Annotated in this window: 18 protein-coding genes; 9 read left to right on the forward strand and 9 right to left on the reverse strand. The window is 72.6% G+C overall.

What is annotated here, in order from left to right; all coding sequences use genetic code 11:
- From O7635_RS14540 to O7635_RS14570, 7 genes are all read right to left on the reverse strand, one after another.
- Positions 1-1,125, reverse strand: a complete 1,125-nt coding sequence (locus O7635_RS14540) for an acetate kinase (protein ID WP_278080945.1) — start codon at positions 1,123-1,125, stop codon at positions 1-3.
- Positions 1,122-3,164 carry a phosphate acetyltransferase gene (pta, locus tag O7635_RS14545; protein ID WP_278080946.1) on the reverse strand — a complete coding sequence of 681 codons (2,043 nt, stop codon included), beginning with the start codon at positions 3,162-3,164 and terminating at the stop codon, positions 1,122-1,124. The genes O7635_RS14540 and pta overlap by 4 nt, the downstream gene beginning before the upstream one ends.
- A gap of 103 nt (positions 3,165-3,267) precedes the next feature.
- Entirely contained in the window at positions 3,268-3,444 is a 177-nt protein-coding gene (locus O7635_RS14550; RefSeq protein WP_278080947.1) for a DUF6104 family protein, read from the reverse strand.
- Positions 3,444-7,193: a multifunctional oxoglutarate decarboxylase/oxoglutarate dehydrogenase thiamine pyrophosphate-binding subunit/dihydrolipoyllysine-residue succinyltransferase subunit gene (locus O7635_RS14555; protein ID WP_278080948.1), complete on the reverse strand. Its 3,750-nt coding sequence runs from the start codon at positions 7,191-7,193 to the stop codon at positions 3,444-3,446. The genes O7635_RS14550 and O7635_RS14555 overlap by 1 nt, the downstream gene beginning before the upstream one ends.
- Positions 7,194-7,326: 133 nt before the next feature.
- Positions 7,327-8,157, reverse strand: a complete 831-nt coding sequence (locus tag O7635_RS14560) for an ABC transporter permease (protein WP_278080949.1) — start codon at positions 8,155-8,157, stop codon at positions 7,327-7,329.
- Positions 8,154-9,068, reverse strand: a complete 915-nt coding sequence (locus O7635_RS14565; RefSeq protein WP_278080950.1) for an ATP-binding cassette domain-containing protein — start codon at positions 9,066-9,068, stop codon at positions 8,154-8,156. Before O7635_RS14565 ends, O7635_RS14560 begins: the two co-directional genes overlap by 4 nt.
- A 64-nt stretch (positions 9,069-9,132) precedes the next feature.
- Entirely contained in the window at positions 9,133-9,777 is a 645-nt protein-coding gene (locus tag O7635_RS14570; RefSeq protein WP_278085481.1) for a hypothetical protein, read from the reverse strand.
- 123 nt (positions 9,778-9,900) lie between these two features.
- Between O7635_RS14570 and O7635_RS14575 the strand changes: the two genes are divergently transcribed.
- From O7635_RS14575 to O7635_RS14615, 9 genes are all read left to right on the forward strand, one after another.
- Positions 9,901-10,632 carry a GNAT family N-acyltransferase gene (locus O7635_RS14575; protein ID WP_278080951.1) on the forward strand — a complete coding sequence of 244 codons (732 nt, stop codon included), beginning with the start codon at positions 9,901-9,903 and terminating at the stop codon, positions 10,630-10,632.
- A complete protein-coding gene (locus O7635_RS14580) occupies positions 10,629-11,462 on the forward strand; it encodes a lysophospholipid acyltransferase family protein (protein WP_278080952.1) in 834 nt (277 codons plus the stop codon). Before O7635_RS14575 ends, O7635_RS14580 begins: the two co-directional genes overlap by 4 nt.
- Before the next feature lie 73 nt (positions 11,463-11,535).
- Positions 11,536-12,369, forward strand: coding sequence for a DUF4097 family beta strand repeat-containing protein (locus tag O7635_RS14585; RefSeq protein ID WP_278080953.1), 834 nt, complete (start codon positions 11,536-11,538; stop codon positions 12,367-12,369).
- The gene (locus O7635_RS14590; RefSeq protein WP_278080954.1) at positions 12,366-12,959 is read left to right on the forward strand and encodes a PadR family transcriptional regulator; all 594 of its coding nucleotides are present in this window, start codon (positions 12,366-12,368) and stop codon (positions 12,957-12,959) included. The genes O7635_RS14585 and O7635_RS14590 overlap by 4 nt, the downstream gene beginning before the upstream one ends.
- 70 nt (positions 12,960-13,029) lie before the next feature.
- Positions 13,030-13,731, forward strand: coding sequence for a response regulator transcription factor (locus O7635_RS14595; protein WP_278080955.1), 702 nt, complete (start codon positions 13,030-13,032; stop codon positions 13,729-13,731).
- An 11-nt stretch (positions 13,732-13,742) separates the two neighbouring features.
- The gene (locus O7635_RS14600; protein ID WP_278080956.1) at positions 13,743-15,386 is read left to right on the forward strand and encodes a HAMP domain-containing sensor histidine kinase; all 1,644 of its coding nucleotides are present in this window, start codon (positions 13,743-13,745) and stop codon (positions 15,384-15,386) included.
- Between the two features lie 5 nt (positions 15,387-15,391).
- On the forward strand, positions 15,392-16,903 hold the full coding sequence (locus O7635_RS14605) for a trypsin-like peptidase domain-containing protein (RefSeq protein WP_278080957.1): 1,512 nt from the start codon (positions 15,392-15,394) through the stop codon (positions 16,901-16,903).
- 251 nt (positions 16,904-17,154) lie between these two features.
- Positions 17,155-20,565 (forward strand): cyclic nucleotide-binding protein, encoded by a 3,411-nt coding sequence (locus O7635_RS14610; protein ID WP_278080958.1) that lies wholly within the window; start codon positions 17,155-17,157, stop codon positions 20,563-20,565.
- A gap of 267 nt (positions 20,566-20,832) precedes the next feature.
- A complete protein-coding gene (locus tag O7635_RS14615; RefSeq protein ID WP_278080959.1) occupies positions 20,833-21,639 on the forward strand; it encodes a hypothetical protein in 807 nt (268 codons plus the stop codon).
- Here O7635_RS14615 and O7635_RS14620 read toward each other — a convergent pair.
- Entirely contained in the window at positions 21,636-22,286 is a 651-nt protein-coding gene (locus O7635_RS14620; protein ID WP_278085482.1) for a response regulator transcription factor, read from the reverse strand. The two genes, O7635_RS14615 and O7635_RS14620, sit on opposite strands and share 4 nt — an antisense overlap.
- Positions 22,283-23,584 carry a sensor histidine kinase gene (locus O7635_RS14625; RefSeq protein WP_278080960.1) on the reverse strand — a complete coding sequence of 434 codons (1,302 nt, stop codon included), beginning with the start codon at positions 23,582-23,584 and terminating at the stop codon, positions 22,283-22,285. Before O7635_RS14625 ends, O7635_RS14620 begins: the two co-directional genes overlap by 4 nt.
- Positions 23,585-23,725 lie beyond the last annotated feature (141 nt).

Raw genomic sequence — 23,725 nt, forward strand, 5'->3', positions numbered from 1 at the left:
TCACGGAGCGACCACCCCCAGCGTCTGACGGGCGATCTCCCACTCCTCATCGGTCGGCACCACACACACCGCCACCGGCGCGTCCGGCGGCGAGATGACACGCGCCCCGCGGTCGGGCGCGTCGTTGCGGACCGGATCCACCACGATCCCGAGCCGGTCGAGGCCGGCCAGCGCCGCCGCGCGTACGGCCGGCGCGTTCTCACCCACGCCCGCGGTGAACGTGATCGCGTCCAGGCGGCCGAGCTGCGCGTAGTAGGCGCCGACGTAGGAGCGGATCCGTCGGCAGTAGACCTCGAACGCCAGCGCGGCGGCACCGTCCCCGGACGCGCGGCGGGCCAGCAGCGTACGCATGTCGTTGACGCCGGCCAGCCCGGCCAGCCCGCTGCGCCGGTTGAGCAGATCGTCGATCTCGCCCAGCGGCAGGCCGGCGACCCGGTGCAGGTGGAAGATGATCGCCGGGTCGAGGTCACCGCTGCGGGTGCCCATGACCAGCCCTTCCAGCGGCGACAGCCCCATCGAGGTGGCCACGCTGCGCCCGCCCTCGACCGCGCAGGCGCTCGCGCCGTTGCCGAGGTGCAGCGTGACCGTGTTGACCTCCGCGAGCGGCCGGCCGAGCAGCGCCGCCGTGCGCCGCGACACGATGGCGTGCGAAGTGCCGTGGAAGCCGTAGCGATGGATGCCGTAGCGCTCCGCCGTCGCCGCGTCGATCGCGTAGGTGCTGGCGGCGGGGGAGAGCGTCCGGTGGAAGGCGGTGTCGAAGACCGCCACCTGGGGTACGCCCGGCAGCAGCGCCCGGGCGACCTCGATGCCCGCCAGGTTGGCCGGGTTGTGCAGCGGCGCCAGCGGCACGAGCTCGGCGATCGCGGCCAGCACGGCGTCGTCGACAACGGCCGGCGCGGTGAACGTCAGTCCACCGTGGACCACCCGGTGCCCGACCGCGGTCAGCCCCTCGAGCGGAAGCCCGGCCATGGCCGTCGAGAGGGCCTCGGCATGGTCCCGTGGCGCGCCCGGCTCGTCCTCCCCGATCCGTTCCACGATCCCGCTGGCGACCACCGCCGCGTCGCCCTCGAAAAGGCGGTACTTGAGCGATGACGAGCCGCAGTTGAGGACGAGGACGCGGGTCACCGGGCCGCCGCCTGGATGGCCGTGATGGCCACCGTGTTGACGATGTCCTTGACCGTCGCACCGCGGGAGAGGTCGTTGACCGGGCGGCGCAGGCCCTGCATCACCGGGCCGACGGCGACCGCGCCGGCCGAGCGCTGCACCGCCTTGTAGGTGTTGTTGCCCGTGTTGAGGTCCGGGAAGATGAAGACCGTCGCCCGGCCGGCCACCGAGCTGCCGGGCAGCTTGGTCGCCGCCACCCCGGCGTCGATGGCCGCGTCGTACTGGATCGGGCCCTCGACCGGCAGGTCCGGGCGGCGTTCGCGGACCAGCGCCGTGGCCGCCGCCACCTTGTCGACGTCGGCGCCCGCGCCGGACGTGCCGGTCGAATAGGACAGCATCGCCACCCTCGGCTCGATGCCGAACGCGGCCGCGGTGTCCGCGCTGGACAGCGCGATGTCGGCCAGCTGCGCGGCGTCGGGATCCGGGTTGACGGCGCAGTCGCCGTAGACCAGCACCCGGTCGGCCAGCAACATGAAGAAGACGCTCGACGCCACCGAGACGCCGGGCACCGTCTTGATCACTTCGAACGCCGGGCGGATCGTCGCGGCCGTCGTGTGGGTGGCGCCGGAGACCATGCCGTCGGCCTGCCCGGCCAGCACCATCAGCGTGCCGAAATAGTTGGGGTCAGCCACCACGTCGTGCGCCAGGTCCAGCGTCACGCCCTTGTGCGAGCGCAGGCCCGCGTAGGTCGCCGCGAACTCGTCGCGCCAGGGGCTGGTGGCCGGGTCGACGACGGACGCGCCGGTGATGTCGACGCCGAGCTCGCGTACCCGGCGGGCGATCTCGTCCTTGGCGCCCAGCAACGTCAGGTCGGCGACGCCGCGCCGGAGCAGGATCTCCGTCGCCCGCAGGATCCGTTCCTCGGTGCCCTCGGGCAGCACCAGCCGGCGGCGGGCGGAGCGGGCGCGGTCGATGAGGTCGTACTCGAACATCAGCGGCGTCACCCGCGACGACCGCGCCACCTGCAGGCGGTCGGCCAGCGCGGCGGTGTCCACATGGGACTCGAAGGCGCCGAGCGCGGCCTCGACCTTGCGCGGGCTGGTGGCGCTCGGCCGCCCCTCGATCCGGGAGGCCGCCGCCACCGTGTGGTAGCTGTCGGACTCGATCGAGAGCACGGCCAGCCCGGAGTCGAGCCGGTCGATCAGCCGCATCACCCGCGGGTCGGGGCGCTCGCCCAGGGTCAGCATCAGCCCGGCCACCGCGACCAGGCCGCTGGCGTGCGCGGTGGACGCGGCGACCAGCAGGTCGGCCCGGTCGCCTGGGGTGATCACCAGGCAGCCGTCGGTCAGGTGGTCGAGGAACGCCGGCACGTGCGCGCCACCGACGACCAGGTCGAGCACGTCGCGGTCGAGGGCGCGGGCGTCGCCGGAGAGGACCGTCGCGCCGAGCGCCGTGGCGACCTCGCCGACCGTGGGCGCGGAGACGGTGGGCACCTCGGGGATCACGTAGGCCGGCACGGGTAACGCGGGCGGGACGACCCCGGCCGGCGCCCGGTTGGCGATCACCGACAGCACGGTGGCGCCCAGGTCGGTCAGGCTGTGGTACGCGGTGCTCATCGCGGACGCCGGGTCGTCGGTCTGCCCGTCGACCACCGCGACGGCCACGCTGCCCAGCTCCGTCGCCAGTCGGGCGTTGAAGCCGAGCTGGCGCGGGTCGTCGCTGTCCTCCAGGTCGCTGCCGATCACCACCATCGCCGGCACCTGCCGCTCGACGGCCCGGTAGCGCTCGACGATCCGCGCGAACAGCTCCTCGCGGCGGCCGGCCGCGACCAGCGCCGCCGCCTCCGCGTAGGTCGCGCCGTGCAGGTCCTCGGCGCGCAACGAGATCTCGTAGCGGCGGCGCAGCAGGTCCAGGATCGGATCCTGCCCCGGCCGCGTCACCAGCGGCCGGAACGCCCCGATCCGGCCGACCTGCCGGGACAGCAGCTCGGCCAGCCCGAGCGCCACCGTCGACTTGCCGCCGCCTTCACCGAAACCCGCGATATAGACACTGCGCCCCACCGCACCAACCTACCCAGGCCGAGCTGGGCTTGCCGAAGCACCGACCTTCGGTCGGCGCAGATCAAAACCGGCAGGAGCGGGGTGAGGGGGCGCAGTGATCAGGTCAGTCCTCGTCGTCGTCGAGGCGTGCGAGGAACGTGGCGAAGCGCTCCATCGGCGTCTCGAACTCCGGGTTGTCGTCGACGAAGTCGCGGAGCCGGTCGGCGACCCACTCCAGCGACACCGTCTCCTCACCCCGGCGCGAAACCAGCTCCTCGATGCCGCGGTCCGTGAAGTACATCAGCCCTCCGCAGGCCGCGGCAGGGCCGCCTCGATCAGGGCCGTCTGCTCCGCGTCGTGCAGCTTGGTGGAGCCCACCGACGGCGCCGCGGCCGCCGGGCGGGAGATCCGCCGAAGGCGTACCCCCTCGAGGTGCTCCAGCAGGTTGAGCGCGACGAACGACCAGGCGCCCTGGTTGGCCGGCTCCTCCTGCACCCAGGCGAAGTCGACCGCGTTCGGGAACTGCGCCAGAGCCGCCTTTACCTCGTCGACCGGCAGCGGGTAGAGCTGCTCCATCCGCACCAGCGCCGTGTCAGTGATCTTGCGGTCGGCGCGGGCCTGGACCAGGTCGTAGTAGACCTTGCCCGAGCAGAGCAGCACCCGGCGCACGCCCTGCGGGTCGAGCCCGCTGGTGTCGGGGATGACCGGCTGGAACGTACCCGTGGCGAAGTCCTCGACCGACGAGACGACCAGCTTGTGCCGCAGCAGCGACTTGGGCGTGAACACGATCAGCGGCTTGCGCTTGGGCGAGAGGGCCTGGCGGCGCAGCAGGTGGAAGTAGTTGGCCGGCGTGGTCGGGATGGCCACCCGGATGTTGTCCTCGGCGGCCATCTGCAGCCAGCGCTCCGGCCGGCCCGAGGTGTGGTCTGGACCCTGGCCCTCGTGGCCGTGCGGGAGCAGCAGCGTCAGCGCCGACTGCTGGCCCCACTTGACCTCGCCCGAGGTGATGAACTCGTCGGCCACCGACTGGGCGCCGTTGGCGAAGTCGCCGAACTGCGCCTCCCAGAGCACCAGCGCCTCGCGGTTCTCCACGGAGTAGCCGTACTCGAAGCCCATCGCCGCGTATTCGGAGAGCAGCGAGTCGTGGACGAAGAACCGGGCCCGGTCCTTGGTCAGCGTGGCCAGCGGCAGGAAGTCCTTGCCGGTGTCGGCGTCGACGATCGAGGCGTGTCGCTGCACGAACGTGCCCCGGCGGGAGTCCTGGCCGGCCAGCCGGACGGTGACGCCGTCGGCGAGCAGCGTGCCGAACGCGATGATCTCGCCGAAGCCCCAGTCGATGTTGCCCTCGACGGACATCTTGTGCCGCCGGTCGAGCAGTTGCTGGAGCCGCTTGTGCGGGGTGAAGCCCGCCGGCAGGTTGACGTGCGCCTCGCCGACCGCGCGCACGGCCTCGACGGAAGCGGCGGTCTCGACCGCGGGCTCCGGCTCGGGCTGGCGGGTGCGGACCGGCCTGGTGCCGCCGGCCGCCGCGTCGCGGGTCGCCTTGAACACCTGCTCCAGCTGGGACTGGTAGTCGCGGAGCAGCTCCTCGGCGTCGTCGACGGTGATGTCGCCGCGACCGATCAGCTCCTCGGTGTAGAGCTTCCGCACGGACCGCTTCTGGTCGATGATCGAGTACATCAGCGGGTTGGTCATCGAGGGGTCGTCGCCCTCGTTGTGGCCGCGCCGCCGGTAGCAGACCAGGTCGATGACCACGTCCTTGTTGAACGACTGGCGGTACTCGAAGGCGAGCCGCGCGACGCGTACGACGGCCTCGGGGTCGTCGCCGTTGACGTGGAAGATCGGCGCCTGGATCATCCGCGCGACGTCGGTCGAGTAGAGCGACGAACGCGAGTATTCCGGCGCGGTGGTGAAGCCGACCTGGTTGTTGACCACCACGTGCACGGTGCCGCCGGTGCGGTAGCCGCGCAGCTGCGACAGGTTGAGCGTCTCCGCGACCACGCCCTGGCCGGCGAACGCCGCGTCACCGTGGATGGCCAGCGGCAGCACGGTGTAGCCCTCAAGCTTGAGGTCGATGCGGTCCTGCTTGGCCCGGACGATGCCCTCCATCACCGGGTCGACGGCCTCGAGGTGCGACGGGTTGGCGGTCACCGACACGCTGATCGCGTGCTCGCCGTCGGGCGTCGTGAACTTGCCGTTCTGGCCGAGGTGGTATTTCACGTCGCCCGAGCCGTGCGCCGACTTCGGGTCGATGAAACCCTCGAACTCCGAGAAGATCTTCTCGTACGGCTTGCCGACGATGTTGGCCAGCACGTTGAGCCGGCCGCGGTGGGCCATGCCGATCACGACCTCGTCGAGGTCGCCCTCGGCCGCGGTCTGCAACACCTCGTCGAGCAGCGGGATCAGCGACTCGCCGCCCTCGAGCGAGAACCGCTTCTGGCCCACATATTTGGTCTGCAGGAAGGTCTCGAACGCCTCGGCCGCATTGAGCCGATTGAGGATGTGTTTCTGCTCCTCGGCCGTCGGCTTCTCGTATTTGCGCTCTATGCGCTCCTGGATCCAGCGCCGCTCTTCCGGGTCCTGGATGTGCATGTATTCGACGCCGACCCGGCGGCAGTAGCTGTCGCGCAGCACGCCGAGGATGTCGCGCAGCTTCATCGTCTGCTTGCCGGCGAAGCCGCCGACCGGGAAGCTGCGGTCGAGGTCCCACAGGGTCAGGTCGTGCTCGAGCACGTCGAGGTCGGGGTGCTTGCGCATCTTGAACTCGAGCGGGTCGGTGTCGGCCATCAGGTGACCGCGCACGCGGTACGCGTGGATCAGCTCGATCACTCGCGCGGTCTTGTCGATCGCGCCCTCGGAGCTGACCGCCACGTCGCGCATCCAGCGCACCGGCTCGTAGGGGATGCGCAGCGAGGTGAAGATCTGGTCGTAGAACCCGTGCTCGCCCAGGACCAGCTCGTGGATCGTCTTGAGGAACTCGCCGGACTGCGCGCCCTGGATGATGCGGTGGTCGTAGGTGCTGGTCAGCGTGATGATCTTGCTGACCGCCAGCTCCGCGAGCTTCTCCTCGGACATGCCGGCGTACGGGGCCGGGTACTCCATCGCGCCCACGCCGATGATCGTGCCCTGGCCGATCATGAGCCGGGGCTGCGAGTGCACCGTGCCGATGCCGCCGGGGTTGGTCAGCGAGATCGTCGTGCCGGCGTAGTCGTCCATGGTGAGCTCGTTGCGCCGGGCCCGCCGCACGATGTCCTCGTAGGCCTGCCAGAACTGCCGGAAGTCCATGGTCTCGGCGTTCTTGATCGACGGCACGACCAGCGTGCGGGTGCCGTCGGGGCGCTTGAGGTCGATCGCGATGCCGAGGTTGACGTGCGCGGGCTGCACCACCGCGGGCTTGCCGCCGACCTCGGTGAACGAGTTGTTCATCTCCGGGTTGGCCTGCAGCGCCCGGACCATCGCCCAGCCGATCAGGTGGGTGAAGCTGACCTTGCCACCGCGGCCGCGGGCCAGGTGGTTGTTGATCACGATGCGGTTGTCGACCAGGAGCTTGGCCGGGACGGCCCGCACGCTGGTCGCGGTCGGGACGGCCAGCGAGGCGTCCATGTTCTGGACGATCCGGGCGGCCACGCCCCGCAGCGGGGTGGTCTCGGCGGTCTTCTCGGCCGGCGGGGCCTCCTTGGCGGCGGGCGCGGCGGCCTTGACCGGGGCGGCGGCGCGCGGCTGCGCCGGGGCCTTGGTCGTCTTCGGGGCGGTTTCGACCTTGCCGTCACTCTTTGCGGGTGCCGGCTTGGCGGTGGCCCGGGGCTCGGGGGAGGAAGCCGCGCCGGGCGCGTCGGTGCCGGCCTTGGCGGCGCTCTGCTTGGCGGTGGCCGCGGTCGCCTGGGTGGGCGACGCGCCGTCCGCCTCGGGGCGGTAGTCGGCGAAGAAGTCGTGCCACGCCGGGTCTACGCTCGTCGGGTCCGCGAGATAGCGCTGGTACATCTCGTCGACGATCCACTCATTGGGGCCGAAACCCGCCAGTGGGTTCTCGGATGTCTGCTGGCTCGACACGGCCGGTAATCGCCTCTTCCGCGCGCTGTGTGTATGTGTGAGAAGACATTTCCAAGGCTACGCCGCGCGACATGGACGGCCGTCGGCGACGTCCGTCCGTGTCACGTCTCACAGGTTAAAACGCGGGAACGCGTTAGGAGATGTCTCGCGTGCGGGTGATCAGGGTGCCGATCGTCCCCGTGACGACGGCCCAGGCCACGAGGATGACCGCGCCGACCCAGTATTCGGGCTGGCCGGGCAGGTCGCGGCCGGCGACCATCAGGCCGGAGGCGATGGACGGCAGCGCGTATTGGATGTCTTCGATCCAGTCCTGGTCGAGCGCCTGGGACAGCAGCGTGAACAGGAAGCCGACCACGGCCGTGCCGAGCACGTAGGCCAGCACGGCGGTGACGGTCGCCGCGATCTGGCTGCGCATGAGCACGCCGATGCCGACGCCGAGGATGCCCCAGAGCAGGTAGGCCACACCGTTCAGCAGGATCGCCCGCTGCACCGACGAGTCGCCGAGCAGCGTCGGCAGGTCTTCGGAGCGCAGGAAGATCATCGTCGCCGGGATGTTGAGGGCGGTGGTGACCACCCAGAACAGGACGCCGATGAAGGCCGCGACGCCGAGCTTGGCGCTGATCACGGAGGTGCGGTGCGGCGTGGTGAGGAACGTCGAGGTGGCGGTCTGGTGGTGGAACTCGTTGGTGACCATCAGGATGCCGAGCAGCACGACGAACAGCAGACCGGTGAACTGGCCCGAGGTGTAGAGGTTGGCCGCCTGGTAGATCTGGTCGCTGACGGCCGCGATCTGGGCCGCGTCTTCCGGCGAGACGTCGGTCGGCGGCGCCTGGGTCAGCGTGAAGTGCGCGAACGTGGCGTTGAGCGCGAACGTCGCGGCCCAGCACAGGAGGGCGCCGAGGGCGAACAGCCACCACGTGTTGGTGGTCAGCAGCTTGCGGAACTCCGCGTTGACCAGCCTCATCGGATGCCCGCCTTTCCGGCCGTGAGCTCCAGGAAGACGCCTTCGAGGTCGGGGCGTTCGGGGGTCAGCTCGTGCAGCTCGACGCCGGCGGCCAGGGCCGCCTTGCCCACGGCCGGCGCTTCGACGCCGGTGACCAGCAGCGAGCCGTCGGCGCGCGGGGTGACCGCCGCGCCCGGGATGCCCTCGAGGGCGCTGCCGAGCGCGTCGGCCTGCGGCGTGCGGACCCGCACGTGCGTCGTGGCGGTCATCGACGCGAGCACCTCGGACACCGGGCCCTGCCGGATCAGCTTGCCGGCCGCGATGATCACCACGTCGTCGGCCAGCAGCTCCATCTCGGAGAGCAGGTGGCTGGAGACCAGCACCGTGCGGCCCTGCTGGGCCAGGTTTTGCAGGAACCCGCGCATCCACCGGATGCCCTCGGGGTCGAGACCGTTGGCCGGCTCGTCGAGGATCAGCACCCGGGGGTCGCCGATCATGGCGGCCGCGATGCCGAGACGCTGCCGCATGCCGAGGGAGTAGCCCTTGAACTTGCGCTTGGCGGCCGGCGTCAGGCCGACCATCTCGAGCACCTCGTCGGCGCGCCGGCTGGGCAGCCCGGCGGCCGCGCAGATCACGCGGAGGTGGTTGCGGCCGGTGCGGCCGCGGTGCGCGCTGGACGCCTCGAGCACAGCGCCGACCGTGCGCAGCGGGTCGCGCAGGTCGGCGTAGCGCTGACCGCCGATCGTCGCGGTGCCCGCGGTCGGCGTCACCAGGTTGAGCAGCATGCGCAGCGTCGTGGTCTTGCCGGCGCCGTTGGGGCCCAGAAAGCCGGTCACGCGACCCGGCTCGACGGTGAACGACAAACCGTCGACGGCCATGAGCTGCTTGTATCGCTTGGTGAGACCGGAGACCACTAGCTGGCCGTCGGACATCTCACTCCTCCCCCTGGGTGACGTCGCCGCACACCATACCGGCGGGGTGTGACGTTCGCTGTCCTTAAATCGCTACCCAGGTGGCCCGTGCGTGCGCCACAAGCTCGCCGTCCGGTGTGTAGAGAGCGGTGTGCACGGCCGCTCGCCGCCCCTCGACGCCGGCCAGCATCCCGACCGCCACCGACTCGCTGCCCGGCGCCGGCAGCGCGGAGACGACAGCGGCCATCCGGCCCAGGACGTACGCCCGGCCGGGGGAGAGCACCGACCAGCCGCCCGGGCAGTCCAGCGCCGCCCACACGGTTTCCGTGGTGACCTCGGCCGGCGCGGTGAACGGCGCCGCCACGACGCCGTCGACCGGCCCGGGAAAGATCCGCAGCCCGTCGGCGCGCTCCGGACCGCAGACATAGCAGGTCGGGAACGGGTGGTCGGCGAAGCCGGCGTACCGGCCCGCCGCGTCGGTGGCCGCCGCCAGCGACACGGCCGGGGCCACCACCTCGAACTGCGGGACGGCGCGGACGGCCGCGACCACCTGCCCGGCCGGGTCGACCACCTCGCCGTCGCCGGCGGTCAGCGGGGTGTCCAGCGGCGGTGGCTTGACGAGCGTCACCTCGGGCACGCCCCCGGCGCCGACCAGGGCCGCGAACGTGCCCGCGGACCAGCCACCGTTGCCGGTGCCCGGCGGCCCGTTGAACCGGCTCGGGATGATCAAAGAACCGCTGTCCACCTGCACACCTTCGCACACCGAGCGCCGAGGTCCGGCGTTCACGCAATCGACATCCACGCACCCGTTGGGCGACACGCGTGTGGTAGCCGGCACACTTACACAGAACGCATGGACCTCCTGACCAGGACCGGCGGCTACACCCTGCTGATCGCGGACGACGCGCAGCAGGTGGCCGCCGCTCAACGGCTGCGCTACCAGGTGTTCGCCGACGAGCTGGGCGCCACCCTGCAGACCACGGTTCCCGGGCACGACGTCGACGAGTTCGACGACGCCTGCGACCACCTGATCGTCCGTGACGACAAGTCCGGCGCGATCGTCGGCACCTACCGGATGCTGCTGCCCGGGCGTGCCCCCAAGCGCTACGGCGACACCGAGTTCGATCTGTCCGCCCTGGACCCGCTGCGGGACGCCCTGGTCGAGACCGGCCGCTCGTGCGTCGCGGCGGAGCACCGGTCCGGCGCGGTGATCAATCTGATGTGGGCCGGCATCGCCCGCTACCTGCACCTGCACAACAAGCGGTGGCTCGGCGGCTGCGCGTCGATCCCGCTGAACGACGGCGGCACGATGGCCGCGGCCGTGTGGGAGCGGGTCCGGGTCAAGCACCTCTCGCCGCCCCGCATGCGGGTCACCCCGCGCCACCCGTGGGAGATCCAGCCGGCCGCGCCGGCCTCCGCCGCGCTGATGCCGCCGCTGCTCCGCGGTTACCTGCGGCTGGGCGCTTGGATCTGCGGCGAGCCGGCGTACGACCCGGACTTCGACTGCGCCGACCTCTACGTGCTGCTTTCCCTGGACCGGATGGACCCGCGCTATCTGCGGCACTTCCTGGGGGTCGATCAGTGACGCTGTGGCGGCCGCGGAACGACTGCGGCACGGACTGCCTGGTCACTGGCGACGAGCCGGCCGAGGCGCCGAAGGCGCTGCAGGTGCTGCGCTTCGTCCGGCTGCTCGGAGCGGTGCTCGTCGGCGCGCTCCTGGTGCCGGTCCTGCCGCTGCTCACCGAGCGAGGGCGCGAGCGGGCCGGCCGGTTCTGGGGCCGGCTCACGCTGGCCGCGCTCGGCGTGCGGCTGCGGCTGCGCGGCCGGCCGCCGCGCGGCAAGGCGCTGGTGGTGGCCAACCACGTGTCCTGGCTCGACATCGTCGCGCTGCTGGCCGTGGCGCCGGGCCGGATGCTGGCCAAGGTCGAGGTGCGCAACTGGCCGCTGTTCGGCGCGCTGGCGGCCTCGGGCGGCACGATCTTCGTCGACCGCTCCCGGCCCAGGACGCTGCCCCGCTCGGTGGCCGACGTGGCCGACGCGCTGCGGTCCGGCGCCGTCGTCACCGTCTTCCCGGAGGGCACCACGGGCTGCGGCGCGTCGGTCGGCCCGTTCCGCCCCGCGATGTTCCAGGCCGCGATCGACGCCGGTGCGACGATCGTGCCCGTGACCCTGCGGTACGGCAGCCCGGCGGCCTCCTTCATCGGCGACGAGACTTTGTGGGCGTCGGTCCGTCGGGTGCTGGCAATGCCGAAGCTGGTCGCGTCGGTCGCCGTCGCGCCGGCCCTGCACCCCGAGCCCGCGGCGTCCCGGCGGGCGCTGGCCCGGGTGGCCCAGGCCGCCGTCGGCACCCCGGTGTTCGTGCCCGCGCCGGTCGAGGAGACCCCGATCCCCGTACCGCTGGCCCTGGCCGCTTGATCGCCCCGCTCGGAGGCCGCTGGCATAACGCGATACATCGCGATATGCTCAAGCGGCTTTCGGGAGGTGATCCGTGTCCAACCGCTGGACCGTCGAGGAGCCGCGCGAGATCGCCGTCGAGGCGGCCATCGATCGGGTCGACGTCAACCTGGTCTCCGGCCAGGTCAACCTGGTCGGCACCGACGACGGTCCGGCCCGGGTCGACGTTACGCGGGCCGGCCGCACGCCGGTGATCGTCGAGGTGGTCGACCGCACGCTGGTGGTCCGGCACAACCGCCTCCCGCGCTTTCCCGGCGTGTTGTGGTGGATCGGGCAGCTGCGCCGCCGGTTCCGGGTCGACGTCTCGATCGGCGTGCCCCGCTCCACCGCCGCCTACCTGCGCCTCGTCGACGGCGCCGTGGTCGTCGCCGGTCTGCGCGACGACACCGAGGTCGACCTGACGTCCGGCCGGATCACGCTGATGGGCCTCGGCGGCCGCACCCGCGCCAAGGTGGTCGCCGGGCCGGTCGAGGCGCTCGGCGTCGACGGCGACCTGACCCTCAAGACGGTCTCCGGCGAGCTGGTGCTGGCCGACAGCTCCGCCGACCGGGTGGAGATGACGACGGTCTCCGGGTCGGTCACCTGCGACCTCGACAACCCCCATCACCGCGAGCTCCGCCTGCACACCACCTCCGGCAGCGTCACCGTGCGGGTCCGCGCCGACGCCGACCTCGCCGTCGACCTGCACACGCAGTCGGGGCAGATCACCAGCGCCTTCCCGCTGGCCGGCAGCGAGCGACACGGCGCTTCGCGGCACCGGCGCGGCGACCTCGGCCGCGGGACCGGCAAACTCTGGGCGACGACCGTCTCCGGCAGCATCGCGTTGCTGGCGAGCCCGGTCGACGAGGAAGGGGAGACGCCGGAATGACGGCCGTTTTCAGCCATGGGCGGTTGCGCCTCTACCTGCTCAAGCTGCTCGACGACGGCCCGAAGCACGGCTACGAGTTGATCCGGCTGCTGGCCGACCGGTTCCACGGCACCTACGCGCCCAGCGCCGGCACGATCTATCCACGGCTGGCCCGGATGGAGAGCGAGGGCCTGGTCACGCACACCGCAGCCGGCGGCCGCAAGACCTACTCGATCAGCGACAGCGGCCGCACGGAGCTGCGCCAGCGCTCCGGCGAGCTGGCCGACCTCGAGCAGGACATCAACGCGTCCGTCGCCGACCTCGCCGCCGACATCCAGGCCCAGGTGCACGGCTCGACCCGCGACCTGAAGAAGGAGCTGCGCGAGGCCGCCCGCAAGACCCGCCGGAGCGCCTGGGTGTTCGACGTCCAGCTCGGCGGCGGCGGTCATCCGAGCGGCGACGTGCGGGACGAGTTCGACCGGCGGCTGGTGGCGTTCACCGACGAGGTGCGTGCGATCGTCCGCCGTGGGCGGTTCAGCGACGACCAGCTGCGCACCGCGTCCCGCCTGCTCGACGGGGTGCTCGACGGCCTGCGCCGGCTGCAGCGCTGAGGGGTGCCGCACAGCCGACTTTCAGGTTCAGTCCAGCGACGGCACAGCGTACGGGTAAATGATGGGTGTCATGGCCGCACCACAGACCGAGGCGAGACTGCTCGTCGTCGAAGACGACCCCAACATCCTCGAGCTGCTCTCCGCCAGTTTGAAGTTCGCCGGGTTCGAGGTGAGCACGGCGACCAGCGGCAGCTCCGCCGTCAGCGCGGCCAAGGACCGCCGGCCCGATCTGGTCGTGCTCGACGTGATGCTGCCGGACCTCGACGGCTTCGAGGTGATAAGGCTGATGCGCGAGGGCGGCACGCGTACGCCCGTCGTGTTCCTGACCGCCCGCGACGCCACCGACGACAAGATCCGCGGCCTGACGCTCGGTGGCGACGACTACGTCACCAAGCCGTTCAGCCTCGAGGAGCTGACCGCCCGCATCCGCGCCGTGCTGCGCCGCACCTCCGCCGGCGACCAGAGCGCCTCCCGGCTCACCTTCGCCGACCTGGAGCTCGACGAGGAGACCCACGAGGTCTACCGCGCCGGCCAGCGGGTCCAGCTGTCGCCGACGGAGTTCAAGCTGCTGCGCTACCTGATGCTCAACGCCAACCGGGTGCTGTCCAAGGCGCAGATCCTCGACCACGTGTGGAACTACGACTTCCGCGGCGACGACAACATCGTGGAGAGCTACATCTCCTACCTGCGCCGCAAGATCGACAATGGCCAGCCCCGGCTGATCCACACCCTGCGTGGGGTCGGCTACGTCCTTCGTAAGCCAGCGGCCTGACCAGGAAGCTCATGTTGGCTCCCCTGCGCGGCACCCCGCTGCGCGTCAAGCTCGTCGCCGCGGTGTTGGCGCTGGTGACGGCCGCCCTGCTCGTGATCGGGGCGGCCAGCACGTTCTTCCTGCGCAACTACCTGCTCGACCAGGTCGACGGCAACCTGCGCAGCCTCAACAACAACGTGCAGGCGCTGCTCCGCGACAACATCCAGTTCGCCGTCGGCGACAACGCGTTCGCCGTGGCGTCCACCCCGGCGCAGCCCACGCTCAACGACCTGAGCAGCCGGCCGGGCCAGCTGTTCACGCCGGACGGGCCGGACCTGCCGCAGAACTACACCGGCCTGCAGGAGTCGCTGCGGCAGCACCACAACGACCCCTACACGGTCAAGGCGATCGGCAGCCAGGTCCGCTGGCGCGTGCTGGTCGTGCAGCCGCAGGACAGCACCGCGATCGTGGCCGTCGGCTTCAACCTCTCCGACGTGGACCACACCGTCAAACAGCTGCTCTGGATCGACGGCCTGGCCGGCGGCACGGTGCTGATCGTGCTGGCCACCCTCGGGGCGGCGATAGTCCGCAGCAACCTCAAACCGTTGCGGCAGATCGAGCGCACGACGGTGGCGATCGCGGCCGGCGACCTGAGCCAGCGTGTTCCCGACCCCGAACCCGGCGCCGAGGAGCCCAAGACCGAGCTCGGTCGGCTGTCCCGCGCGCTCAACGCGATGCTCACCCAGATCGAGACCGCGTTCGCCGCCCGGGCCGAGTCCGAGGCCGCCGCCCGCGACGCGGCGTTCTCCGCCCAGGCGTCGGAGGCGCGGGCGTTGCGCTCCGAGGAGCGGATGCGGCAGTTCGTCGCCGACGCCTCCCACGAGCTGCGTACGCCGCTGACCACCATCCGTGGCTTCGCCGAGCTCTACCGGCAGGGCGCCGCGGCGGGGTCGCCGGAAGACACCGCACGGCTGGTCCGTCGCATCGAGGACGAGGCGGCCAGGATGGGCCTTCTCGTGGAAGACCTCCTCCTGCTGGCCCGCCTCGACCGGGAACGACCGCTCTCGCTGTCGCCGGTCGAGCTGCGGGTGCTGGCCAGCGAGGCGGTGCAGGCGGCGCAGGCGATGGCGCCCGACCGCGAGATCGCGATCGAGGTGGCGCCGCGGGCCGGGCTGCTGGTGGTGCGGGCCGACGACGCCCGGCTCCGCCAGGTGCTGGGCAACCTGCTGACCAACGCGATCATCCACACGCCACTGGACGCGCAGATCACCGTCCGGCTTCGCTCCGACGGCGACTCGGCGATCGTCGAGGTGGTCGACACCGGCCAGGGTCTCCCGCCCGAGCAGGCCGAACGCGTCTTCGAGCGGTTCTACCGGGCGGACGCCGCGCGCCGGCGCGACCGCGAGGCCACCAGCACCGGGCTGGGGCTGGCGATCGTGGCCGCGCTCGTGCGAGCGCACGGCGGGACGGTCGAAGTGGACACCGTGCCGGGGCAGGGCTCGACGTTCCGCGTCCGGCTGCCGCTGGCCGGCGGCGACGACGTGGCCGGCGGGGACGACGTGGCCGGCGGGGACGACGAACAGGAGGACCCGGGCCCGGGCGCCAACGGGAACGGGCACTCTCAGACAACGCTCAGCCCGGCCCCAGGCCGGTCGCAGAGCGGTGGGGAAAGGTAAATGTCATGACCGAGCACGAAAGCGACCCCCGGCGCGATCCCGAGCGGGGCACCGAGCCGGGCGCCGGGACCGCGCCCGCCGCGGGCGCCGCCGCCGGTGCCGAGCAGCCGACGGAGCAGCAGCCGCGCCCGTACGGCGCCGACCAGCCGACCGCGCAGCAACCCACCCTCCCCACCGAGTCCCAGCCGGTCAGCGGCGCGCACGCGGAGCAGCCGCGCAGCCCGTGGCAGCCGGCCGCGCAGCAGCCGCCGCAATATCCGCAGGCCGGCTCCGGCTACCCGCACTACACCTACCCGGGCTACGGGCAGGGCGGTTACGCCGGCACCCACCAGCAGCAGCACGGCACGCCGATCCCGTGGGCCGGTGGCGGCCCGGGCGGTCCGCCGGCGGGCCCGCCATGGCAGCAGCACGTGCCGAGTCCCGGCGATCCGCGGCGGCCCAACAAGGTCGGCCGCTGGATCGCCGCGGCCGCGGTGGCGCTGGTCCTGCTGCTCGGCGCCGGCCTGGTCGGCGGCGTGATCGGCGCGGCCCTCAACGGCAACGACGCCGACAACGCGCGGGCCCGGGCGGCCGCCGCGCCGGTGGTCAACCGGTCCTCGCTGGCCGAGATCGCGCAGAAGGTGGAGCCGAGCATCGTCTCGATCACCACCGGCAGCGGCGAGGGCTCGGGCGTGGTGCTCACCGACGACGGCTACGTGCTGACCAACAACCACGTCGTGGCCAGCGCGAGCGGCAACAGCGTGACCGTGGTCTTCGACAACGGCAAGCGCGCCAGCGCCACCATCGTCGGCACCGACCCCAAGAGCGACCTGGCCGTCGTCAAGGCGTCCGGCGTCTCGGGCCTGAGCGCGGCGAAGTTCGGCGACAGCGCGGCCGTGCAGGTCGGTGACACCGTGCTCGCCCTGGGCAGCCCGCTCGGCCTGCAGGGCTCGGTGACCGCCGGCATCATCAGCGCCAAGGACCGCACGATCCGCACGCAGTCCGAGCAGGACCAGCAGCCGAACCCGTTCGGCGGCAACCCCAACCAGCAGCCGACCGCCACGTCGCTGTCGGGCCTGCTGCAGACCGACGCGCCGATCAACCCGGGCAACTCCGGTGGCGCTCTGGTCAACACCAACGGCGAGGTGATCGGCATCAACACCGCGATCGCCACGTCGGGGCAGGGCAACGGCAGCATCGGCGTCGGCTTCGCGATCCCGAGCGCCAAGGCCGAGCAGGTCGCGCAGGCACTGCGCAACGGCGAGAAGGTCTCCCACGCCGCGCTCGGCGTGCAGGTCACCGAGACCGAGAACGGCCAAGGCGCCCTGGTCGGCGCCGTCACCCCGAACAGCGCGGCCGCCAAGGCCGGGCTGCAGCAGGGCGACGTCATCACCAACTTCGGCGGCGAGGCGATCAACACCTCCGACGAGCTGGTGGCCGCGGTGCAGTCGCACAAGGTCGGTGACCAGGTGCAGCTGACCTACACGCGAAACGGATCCGGAAACACCGCAACCGTGACGCTCACCGAAGCGTCTTAAATAAGCGCACACCTGGGACTGGCGAGCCGCGCGACCCGCGGTGACGGTCCTCCTCCCAAGGTGGCGGGTGGCACGGCCCTCGGGGGTTGGTCGTGTCACCCGCCTCCGCCTTTTCCGGCCCTTTTCCGGCTCTGCGTGACGGGGCCGTGACGGCCCGCCGACACCCGCTGTCGGGTGGCGGACATGAGGTCGAATCCGATCAATGAGACGCCTACTCTGCATCCCCGGTGGCTTAGGGGAGGCGGGGCGCCGTGACGGTCGTCGAGACCCGGGTGAGTGTGTGGGAGGCGCTGGCCGGGCGGGCGCCCGGGCAGCCGGTGGGCCCGCACGACCCCGGCATGTGGGCGGCCGTCGTCGAGCGACTCAATCCGGCGCGGGCGCGGCCCGTGCGGCGCGCGGGCATCGAGCAGGTCGACCTGGTCTCGGTGCGGGGCGTTCCCTACGTGATGCTCCGCTCGCCCGACGACCGCGGCGGCGCCTGCTACCTGCGGCTCACGCCCGAGGAGTGGCAGCTTGCCACGTTGATGGACGGCTCGCGTACGGTCGCCCGACTGGTCGCGGAGTTCGCCCGGATCGGCGGCCGGCTCGCCCCTGACCAGGTCACCCGGGTGGTCGCCGATCTCGCCGCCAACCGGATGCTGGCCGAGCTGCCGGTCGACGCGTTCCTGCCGCTGCGCAACGTGCGGCGGCGACCCTGGCCGGTCCGGATCGGCCGCACGCTGCTGGCGTTCGCGCAGGGCCGGCGCACCGTGGTCGCCGACATCGACCCGCTGGTGGGCTTCCTCTACCGGGCCGGCGGCCGGCTGCTGTTCCACAAGGCCGTCGTCGCGCTGCTCGGCGTCGTCGCCCTGGCCGGCCTGCTCGCGTTCGGCTGGACCTGGTGGCACGGCGAAGAGTCGATCTTCCTGACCGGCGGCTCGTACGCGACCGGAGCGGCCGTCCTGCTCGGCCTCAATGTGCTCGCTCTGGCCTGCCACGAACTCGGCCACGCGCTGGCCACCAAGCACGCCGGTCGGCGGGTGCCGGCCGCCGGCTTCCTCGTCTACTTCGGCATCCCGTCCGTCTTCGTCGACACGACGGACGTGTGGATGGCCGGCCGGCGCGCCCGGATGACCACCACCGCCGCCGGCCCGGCCACCGGGCTCGTCCTGGCCGGCGTCGCCGGGCTCGTCGGCGTGTTCGTGCCCGAGGCCGCGCCGTGGACGTTCAAGCTCGCCTTCGCCTGGTACCTCAACGCGCTGTTCAACCTCAACCCGTTCCTCGCGCTCGACGGCTACTACCTGCTGATGGACTGGCTCGAGATCCCCAACCTGCGCGCCCGGGGGCTCACCTACGTCGTCAGCCGGCTGCGCCGCCGCCCGCCGCGCTGGTCCGAACTGGACCGCGAAGGCCGGCTGGTCGCGCTTTACGGCACCGTCGCCGTCCTGTGGATCGCCATCGCGGTCAACCTGGGCTGGCGCATCTGGACCGACCGGGTCGCGGGCCTCACGATCGGCCTGTGGCGGTCGGGCTGGCCGGCCCGGCTCCTGCTCGTCGCCGTGGTCTGCGGACTCGCGGCGCCCCTGGTCTACCTGGCGTTCAGCTGGCTCGCCGCCCGGGTCCGGGCACTGCGGCGGCGGCTCGCCCAGCGCCGCCACGACCTCGACATGCCCCGGCGGCTCGACGCCCTGCGGGCCTCGGCCCTCGGCCGGCTCTCCGGCGCCGCGCTCGCCGACCTCGCCGCGGCCGCCACCTGGGTCCGCCCGCGCACCGGTCAGCCGCTGGTCTTCGCCGGCGCCGCCCAACGCGCCGTCTACGTCGTCGTCGACGGTGCGGTGGAGGCGCGCCGGCCCGACGACCCGTCGGGCCTCGTCCGCCAGCGACTCGGCGCCGGCGGCGTGGTCGGCCTGGCCAGCGCGTTGAGCGGGGCGCCGGCCGCGCTGTCCTGGCACACCGCCGGGACCACCCTGCTGTCGCTGCCGCCGTCGGCGGTGTCGCGGGCGATCGGCCCGGTGCCGGGGCCGCCGCCGGCCGAGTGGGACGAGGCGGACCGGCTGTTCGCCGAGGCGCCCGCCCTGCAGTCGCTGAGCGCCGAGGACCGGATGGGGCTCGTGTCGGCCGCCCGGCCGGTGCTGCTCGCGCCGGGCGAGCCGGTGCTGCTCAACGGCGCCACGGACGCGGTGGTCATCGAGTCGGGCAGCGTGGTGCTGCCGGACGGGGTCGAGCTGCGCCGCGGCACTCTGATCGGGCCGATCGGCGACGGGCCGGGCGGCGTCGTGGCGTCCGCGCGGACCCCTACGCGCCTGTGGTCGGTGCCCGCGCTGCCTGGCGTACCCCTGCTGCTCGGCGCCGATCCCAGCGTGGTCGCGTCGGCGGCCGGCGCGCGCCCCGCGGCCGGCGTGCACCCGACCGGCGGCTACCCGCCGCTGGCGGCGCCGCCGGGGCCGCCGCCGGTGATCGACGAGACCGTCGACGGCCGTTTCGAGCGCCGGCTGTGGTGGCTGGTCGCCCTGCTCCTGCTGCTCGCGCTGCTGCTCACGGCGACCAACTTCATCCCCGGGCCGGCCTGGGCCGAGATGCCCGCCGACCGCGCCCTGCTGTCGACCACCCGGGGCACGGCCGAGGTGTCGGTCGACGGCCGGCCGGTGCGGCTGACCTCCGGCGACAAGGTGTACGTGACCGAGGGCGACCAGGTCCGCCTGCGCGACCGGTCGGCGGCGACGCTGACCTTCCGCGGCGGCTCCGTCACGGTGCTCTGCGCGGGCAGCGGGATCGTGATCGGTCCTCTGTGGAGCGAGGGAGGGCGGCGCACCGAGCCGCACGGAACGCTGCGGTTGGCCGACGGGCGGGTGCTGGTCGACACAGCCAGCACGCGGAGCACGTTCCGGCCGCTGGATCTCTCGCTGGAGGTCCTCGGGCTGCGACTGAACAACGAGGGGGCGGCCTGGTACTGGGCCAACGCCGTCGGCACGAGCGTTGTCTCGACGGGAACGGTGCGGGTCGACGGGCAGCTCCAGCCGGCCACGGACGAAGCGCTCGACTGCGGTGACGGTCGCGAGGTGCCCCGGCCGGCCGGGCCGACCGAGGAGCCGGTGCCGAGCGAGGAGCCGACCCCGTCCGAGCTGCCGTCCCCGACGGTCACGCCGAGCCCGACCCCGACACCGCCGGCCGACGAGGACGATGACGACGACAACGGCGGCGACCCGCCGGCGAACCCGCCGCCGGGCGGCAATCCTCCGGGCGGGAACCCACCCGGCGGCAATCCGACGACCAGGCCGCCGACAAGTCCGCCGACGTCGCCGCCGGACGACAACGACCCGCCGGAGATCACCTGGGTGACCGACCCCGGCGGCACCATCGACCAGCAGATCGGCGGCGAGGGATCCTGCGGCAACAACCGCACGGAGGCCTTCCCGGTGGTCGCGGTCAGCGACGACAAGGACCCTGATCAGGTCATTAAGGTCACGGTCTCGTGGTCCGGCTTCGCATCCGGCAGCGATGCCATGTCGTGGGACGGCAACTTCTACGGCCGTATCGGCCCGGTGCCCTACTCCGGCGAGCCGAACACCGGTGGCGCCTTGTCGATCAGGGTGACCGCGACCGACTCCGAGGGCGAGAGCAGCTCGATCTCCGGCACCGACGTGACCGTTGCGGGGTGCCGCTTCCAGGAACCACCCACCTAAGGAGATCTGGTGCTCTGTTGGTTTTGTCCTAAGGCGGCGCGGGGGTCGTGCCGGTTCTGCGGGCGCGGGGTCTGCGAGGACCACGCGCGGTTCGGGCCATTCCTACTGGAGGTGCACCGGTCCGAGACCCGCAACCGGGCCGAGGGTCTGGTCGTCGAGGACGCCGTGCAGTGCGGCACCTGCCGGCCGCGACCTCAGCCGGTGCCGATGCCCGAGCTCGACTGACGGGGCTACGGTAGGAGCGCCATCGATGGGGAGGGGCCGGCGATGAGTGACTTCGACGAGGTGCTGGAACGACTGGTCGTGGACCCGGCGTTCGCCAGCGCCCTGGCGTCCGACCCGGGGCTGGCGCTGGCCAGCTACTCGCTGAGCGACGACGAGGTGGCGCTCCTGCACACCCAGGTCGGCGGCGCGCCGGCCACCGAGCACGCGGTGGAGACTCGGGCCAACCAGTCCAGCACGTTCGGCCTGCTCGGCTCGCTGGGCGGGATCCTCATCGACGGGCCGATGGCGGGCGGCTCGGGCGTCGGCCACGCGGCGACCTCCGGGTTCGACTCGGTGGGCGGATCGTCGGGGATGGGACCGGCCGGTTACGACGGCTTCGGGCCCTACGCCCAGGCCGAGGGCAGCCACGGTGGGATGGGCGGCCTGTCGGGCTTCGGCGACGAGATCGGCGCGGGCCTGCGCGACACGGCGCCGGCCGGCACCGACGCGATGGGTCCGGCGCCGACCGCCGCCGGTCTCGGTCCCGCCCCGGTCGAGGGCACGACCGGCCTGGGCGCGGCGCCGGCGGAACCGTTGAGCACCGCGCCGCCGGCGGGCTACCACACGCGGGTCGACGTCGACGGTGACGGCGACTGGGACAAGCACGTCCTGCTGGGCCGCGGCGACGGCGGCGTCGACATCCTGGTCGACAACAACCGCGACGGCCGGGTCGACTTCGTCGGCCACGACACCGACGCCGACGGCCTGGTCAATTCGGCCGACTACGACAAGGACGGCGACGGCGTCTTCGAGAAGACGATGTACGACGACAACGGCGACGGCTGGATGGACCGCACCGTCAACCATTAGGGCCTAGCGCGCAGATAGGTGAGCACGGCGACGACCCTGCGGTTGCGGTCGTCGTCGGGCGGCAGGTCCAGCTTGGCCAGGATGTTGCCGACGTGCTTGCCCACCGCCGCCTCCGAGACCACCAGCTGCCGGGCGATCGCCGCGTTGGAGTGGCCCTCCGCGACGAGCTGCAGCACCTCGCGCTCGCGGGCCGACAGTTGGGCCAGCGGGTCCCGGCGGCGCCGCACCAGCTGCGCGACGACCTGCGGGTCCACCACCGTGCCGCCGGCCGCGACCTGGCGCAGCGCCGCCACGAAGTCCTCGATGTCGACCACCCGATCCTTGAGCAGGTAGCCGACGCCGCGGCCCCCGCCCGAGTCCAGCAGGTCGGCGGCGTAGCTCTGCTGCACGTACTGGCTCAGCGCCACCACCGCCAGGCCCGGATGCCGCCGTCGCAGCTCGACCGCGGCCCGCAGGCCCTCGTCGGTGAAGCCGGGCGGCATCCGGATGTCGGTGACCACCAGGTCGGGGACGTCCGCGTCGACGGCGGCGACCAGCGCGGACGCGTCGCCGACGGCGGCCGTGACAATGAACCCGAACCGGTCGAGGATCCCCGTCAGCCCCTCGCGCAGGAGGGTGCCGTCCTCGGCCAGCACGGTCCGGATCACCGCCACGGCAGTTCCGCCCGCAGCAGCGTCGGCCCGCCGGCCGGGCTGGACAGCCGGGTGGTGCCGCCGACCGCCGCGACCCGGTCGGCGAGCCCGGTCAGCCCGCTGCCGTCGCCCGGTGCGGCGCCGCCGTGGCCGTTGTCGCTGATCTCGACGACCAGCGTCCGGCCGGACCGCGCCGCCGAGACGGTCACCGCCGACGCCCCGCTGTGTTTGGCCACGTTGGCCAGTGCCTCGGCCACCACGAAGTACGCGGTTGACTCGACGTGCTCCGGCGGCCGCTCCGGTAGGTCCATCTCGACCGTCACCGGAATGGTCGACTGGTCGGCCAGCTCGCCCACCGCCGCGGCGAGGCCGCTGTCGGTCAGCACCTGGGGGTGGATGCCCCGGATCAGCTCCCGGAGCTCCGCCATGAGCTGCTTGGCCTGGCCGTGCGCCACGGCGACGCTGCGCCCGGCCGGGCTGTCCGGTGGCAGGTCGAGTTGGGCCACACCGAGCTGCAGGGTCAGGCTGACCAGGCGCTGCTGCGCGCCGTCGTGCAGGTCGCGCTCGATCCGCCGCCGCTCGGCGCCGAACCCGTCGACCAGCCGGGCCCGCGAGCTGACCACCTCGGCCAGCCGGTGCTTGGCCTGCTCGTCCGCGCCGCCGAGCAGCACCCGGGCCAGTGCGCCGTGCGCACCGGCGACGGCGCCCAGGAGGTACGGGACCCCGGGCAGCAGGACCAGCCCCAGCAGGGCGTACGGCAGCGCCTCGGTCGGTGTGTCGACCGCCGCCCGGCCCATCGTGATCGGGTCGCCGGCGCTGACCAGGAACGGGCTGGAGACCAGCGCCACGATGGTCAGCACGCCGATGCCGGCCGCGAAGTAGACGAGTGGCACCAGCGAGCCCAGCGCGAAGCCGTAGACGACCGCGCGCCAGGTCGCGCCGTCGGTGTAGCGGTCGCGCAGCCAGCGGAACCACTGACCGGGCGCCGGCGGCGGCAGGCCGGGCAGCGGCCGGTCGTCGACCAGGCGCAGCCGGTACCGCTCGATCGCCGCGAGCAGCACCGCGCTGACCGGCGCGACCGTGGCGAGCAGGAACGTGCCGGAGCAGACCAGCAGCGCCAGTTGCGGGCCGGACAGGTGGACGCTGTGCCGGACGAGCCGGTCGGCGGCGACCACCCAGGGCAGCGCGACGGTGCCGAACACCACGGTCGCGACGAAGCCGACCGGAGCGGTGGTGAGCAGGTAGCCCAGCGCCCGCCAGGGCCAAGCGGTCAGCAGGTATCTCTTGGCGGCGAGGGCACGCAACGCGGTCATGCCGAAGACGTTATTGATCGCCGCCACCGAACCCCATACCCCTGCCGATAGTCCTCGGGTAGTCCTAGGCATACACGTCCGAGATTGCCCTGGCGTCGATGGTCATCGACGTTCCACCATGGCGGGTGGGAGGTGTTGGAC

This window comes from Asanoa sp. WMMD1127, assembly GCF_029626225.1.
Lineage (GTDB): Bacteria > Actinomycetota > Actinomycetes > Mycobacteriales > Micromonosporaceae > Asanoa.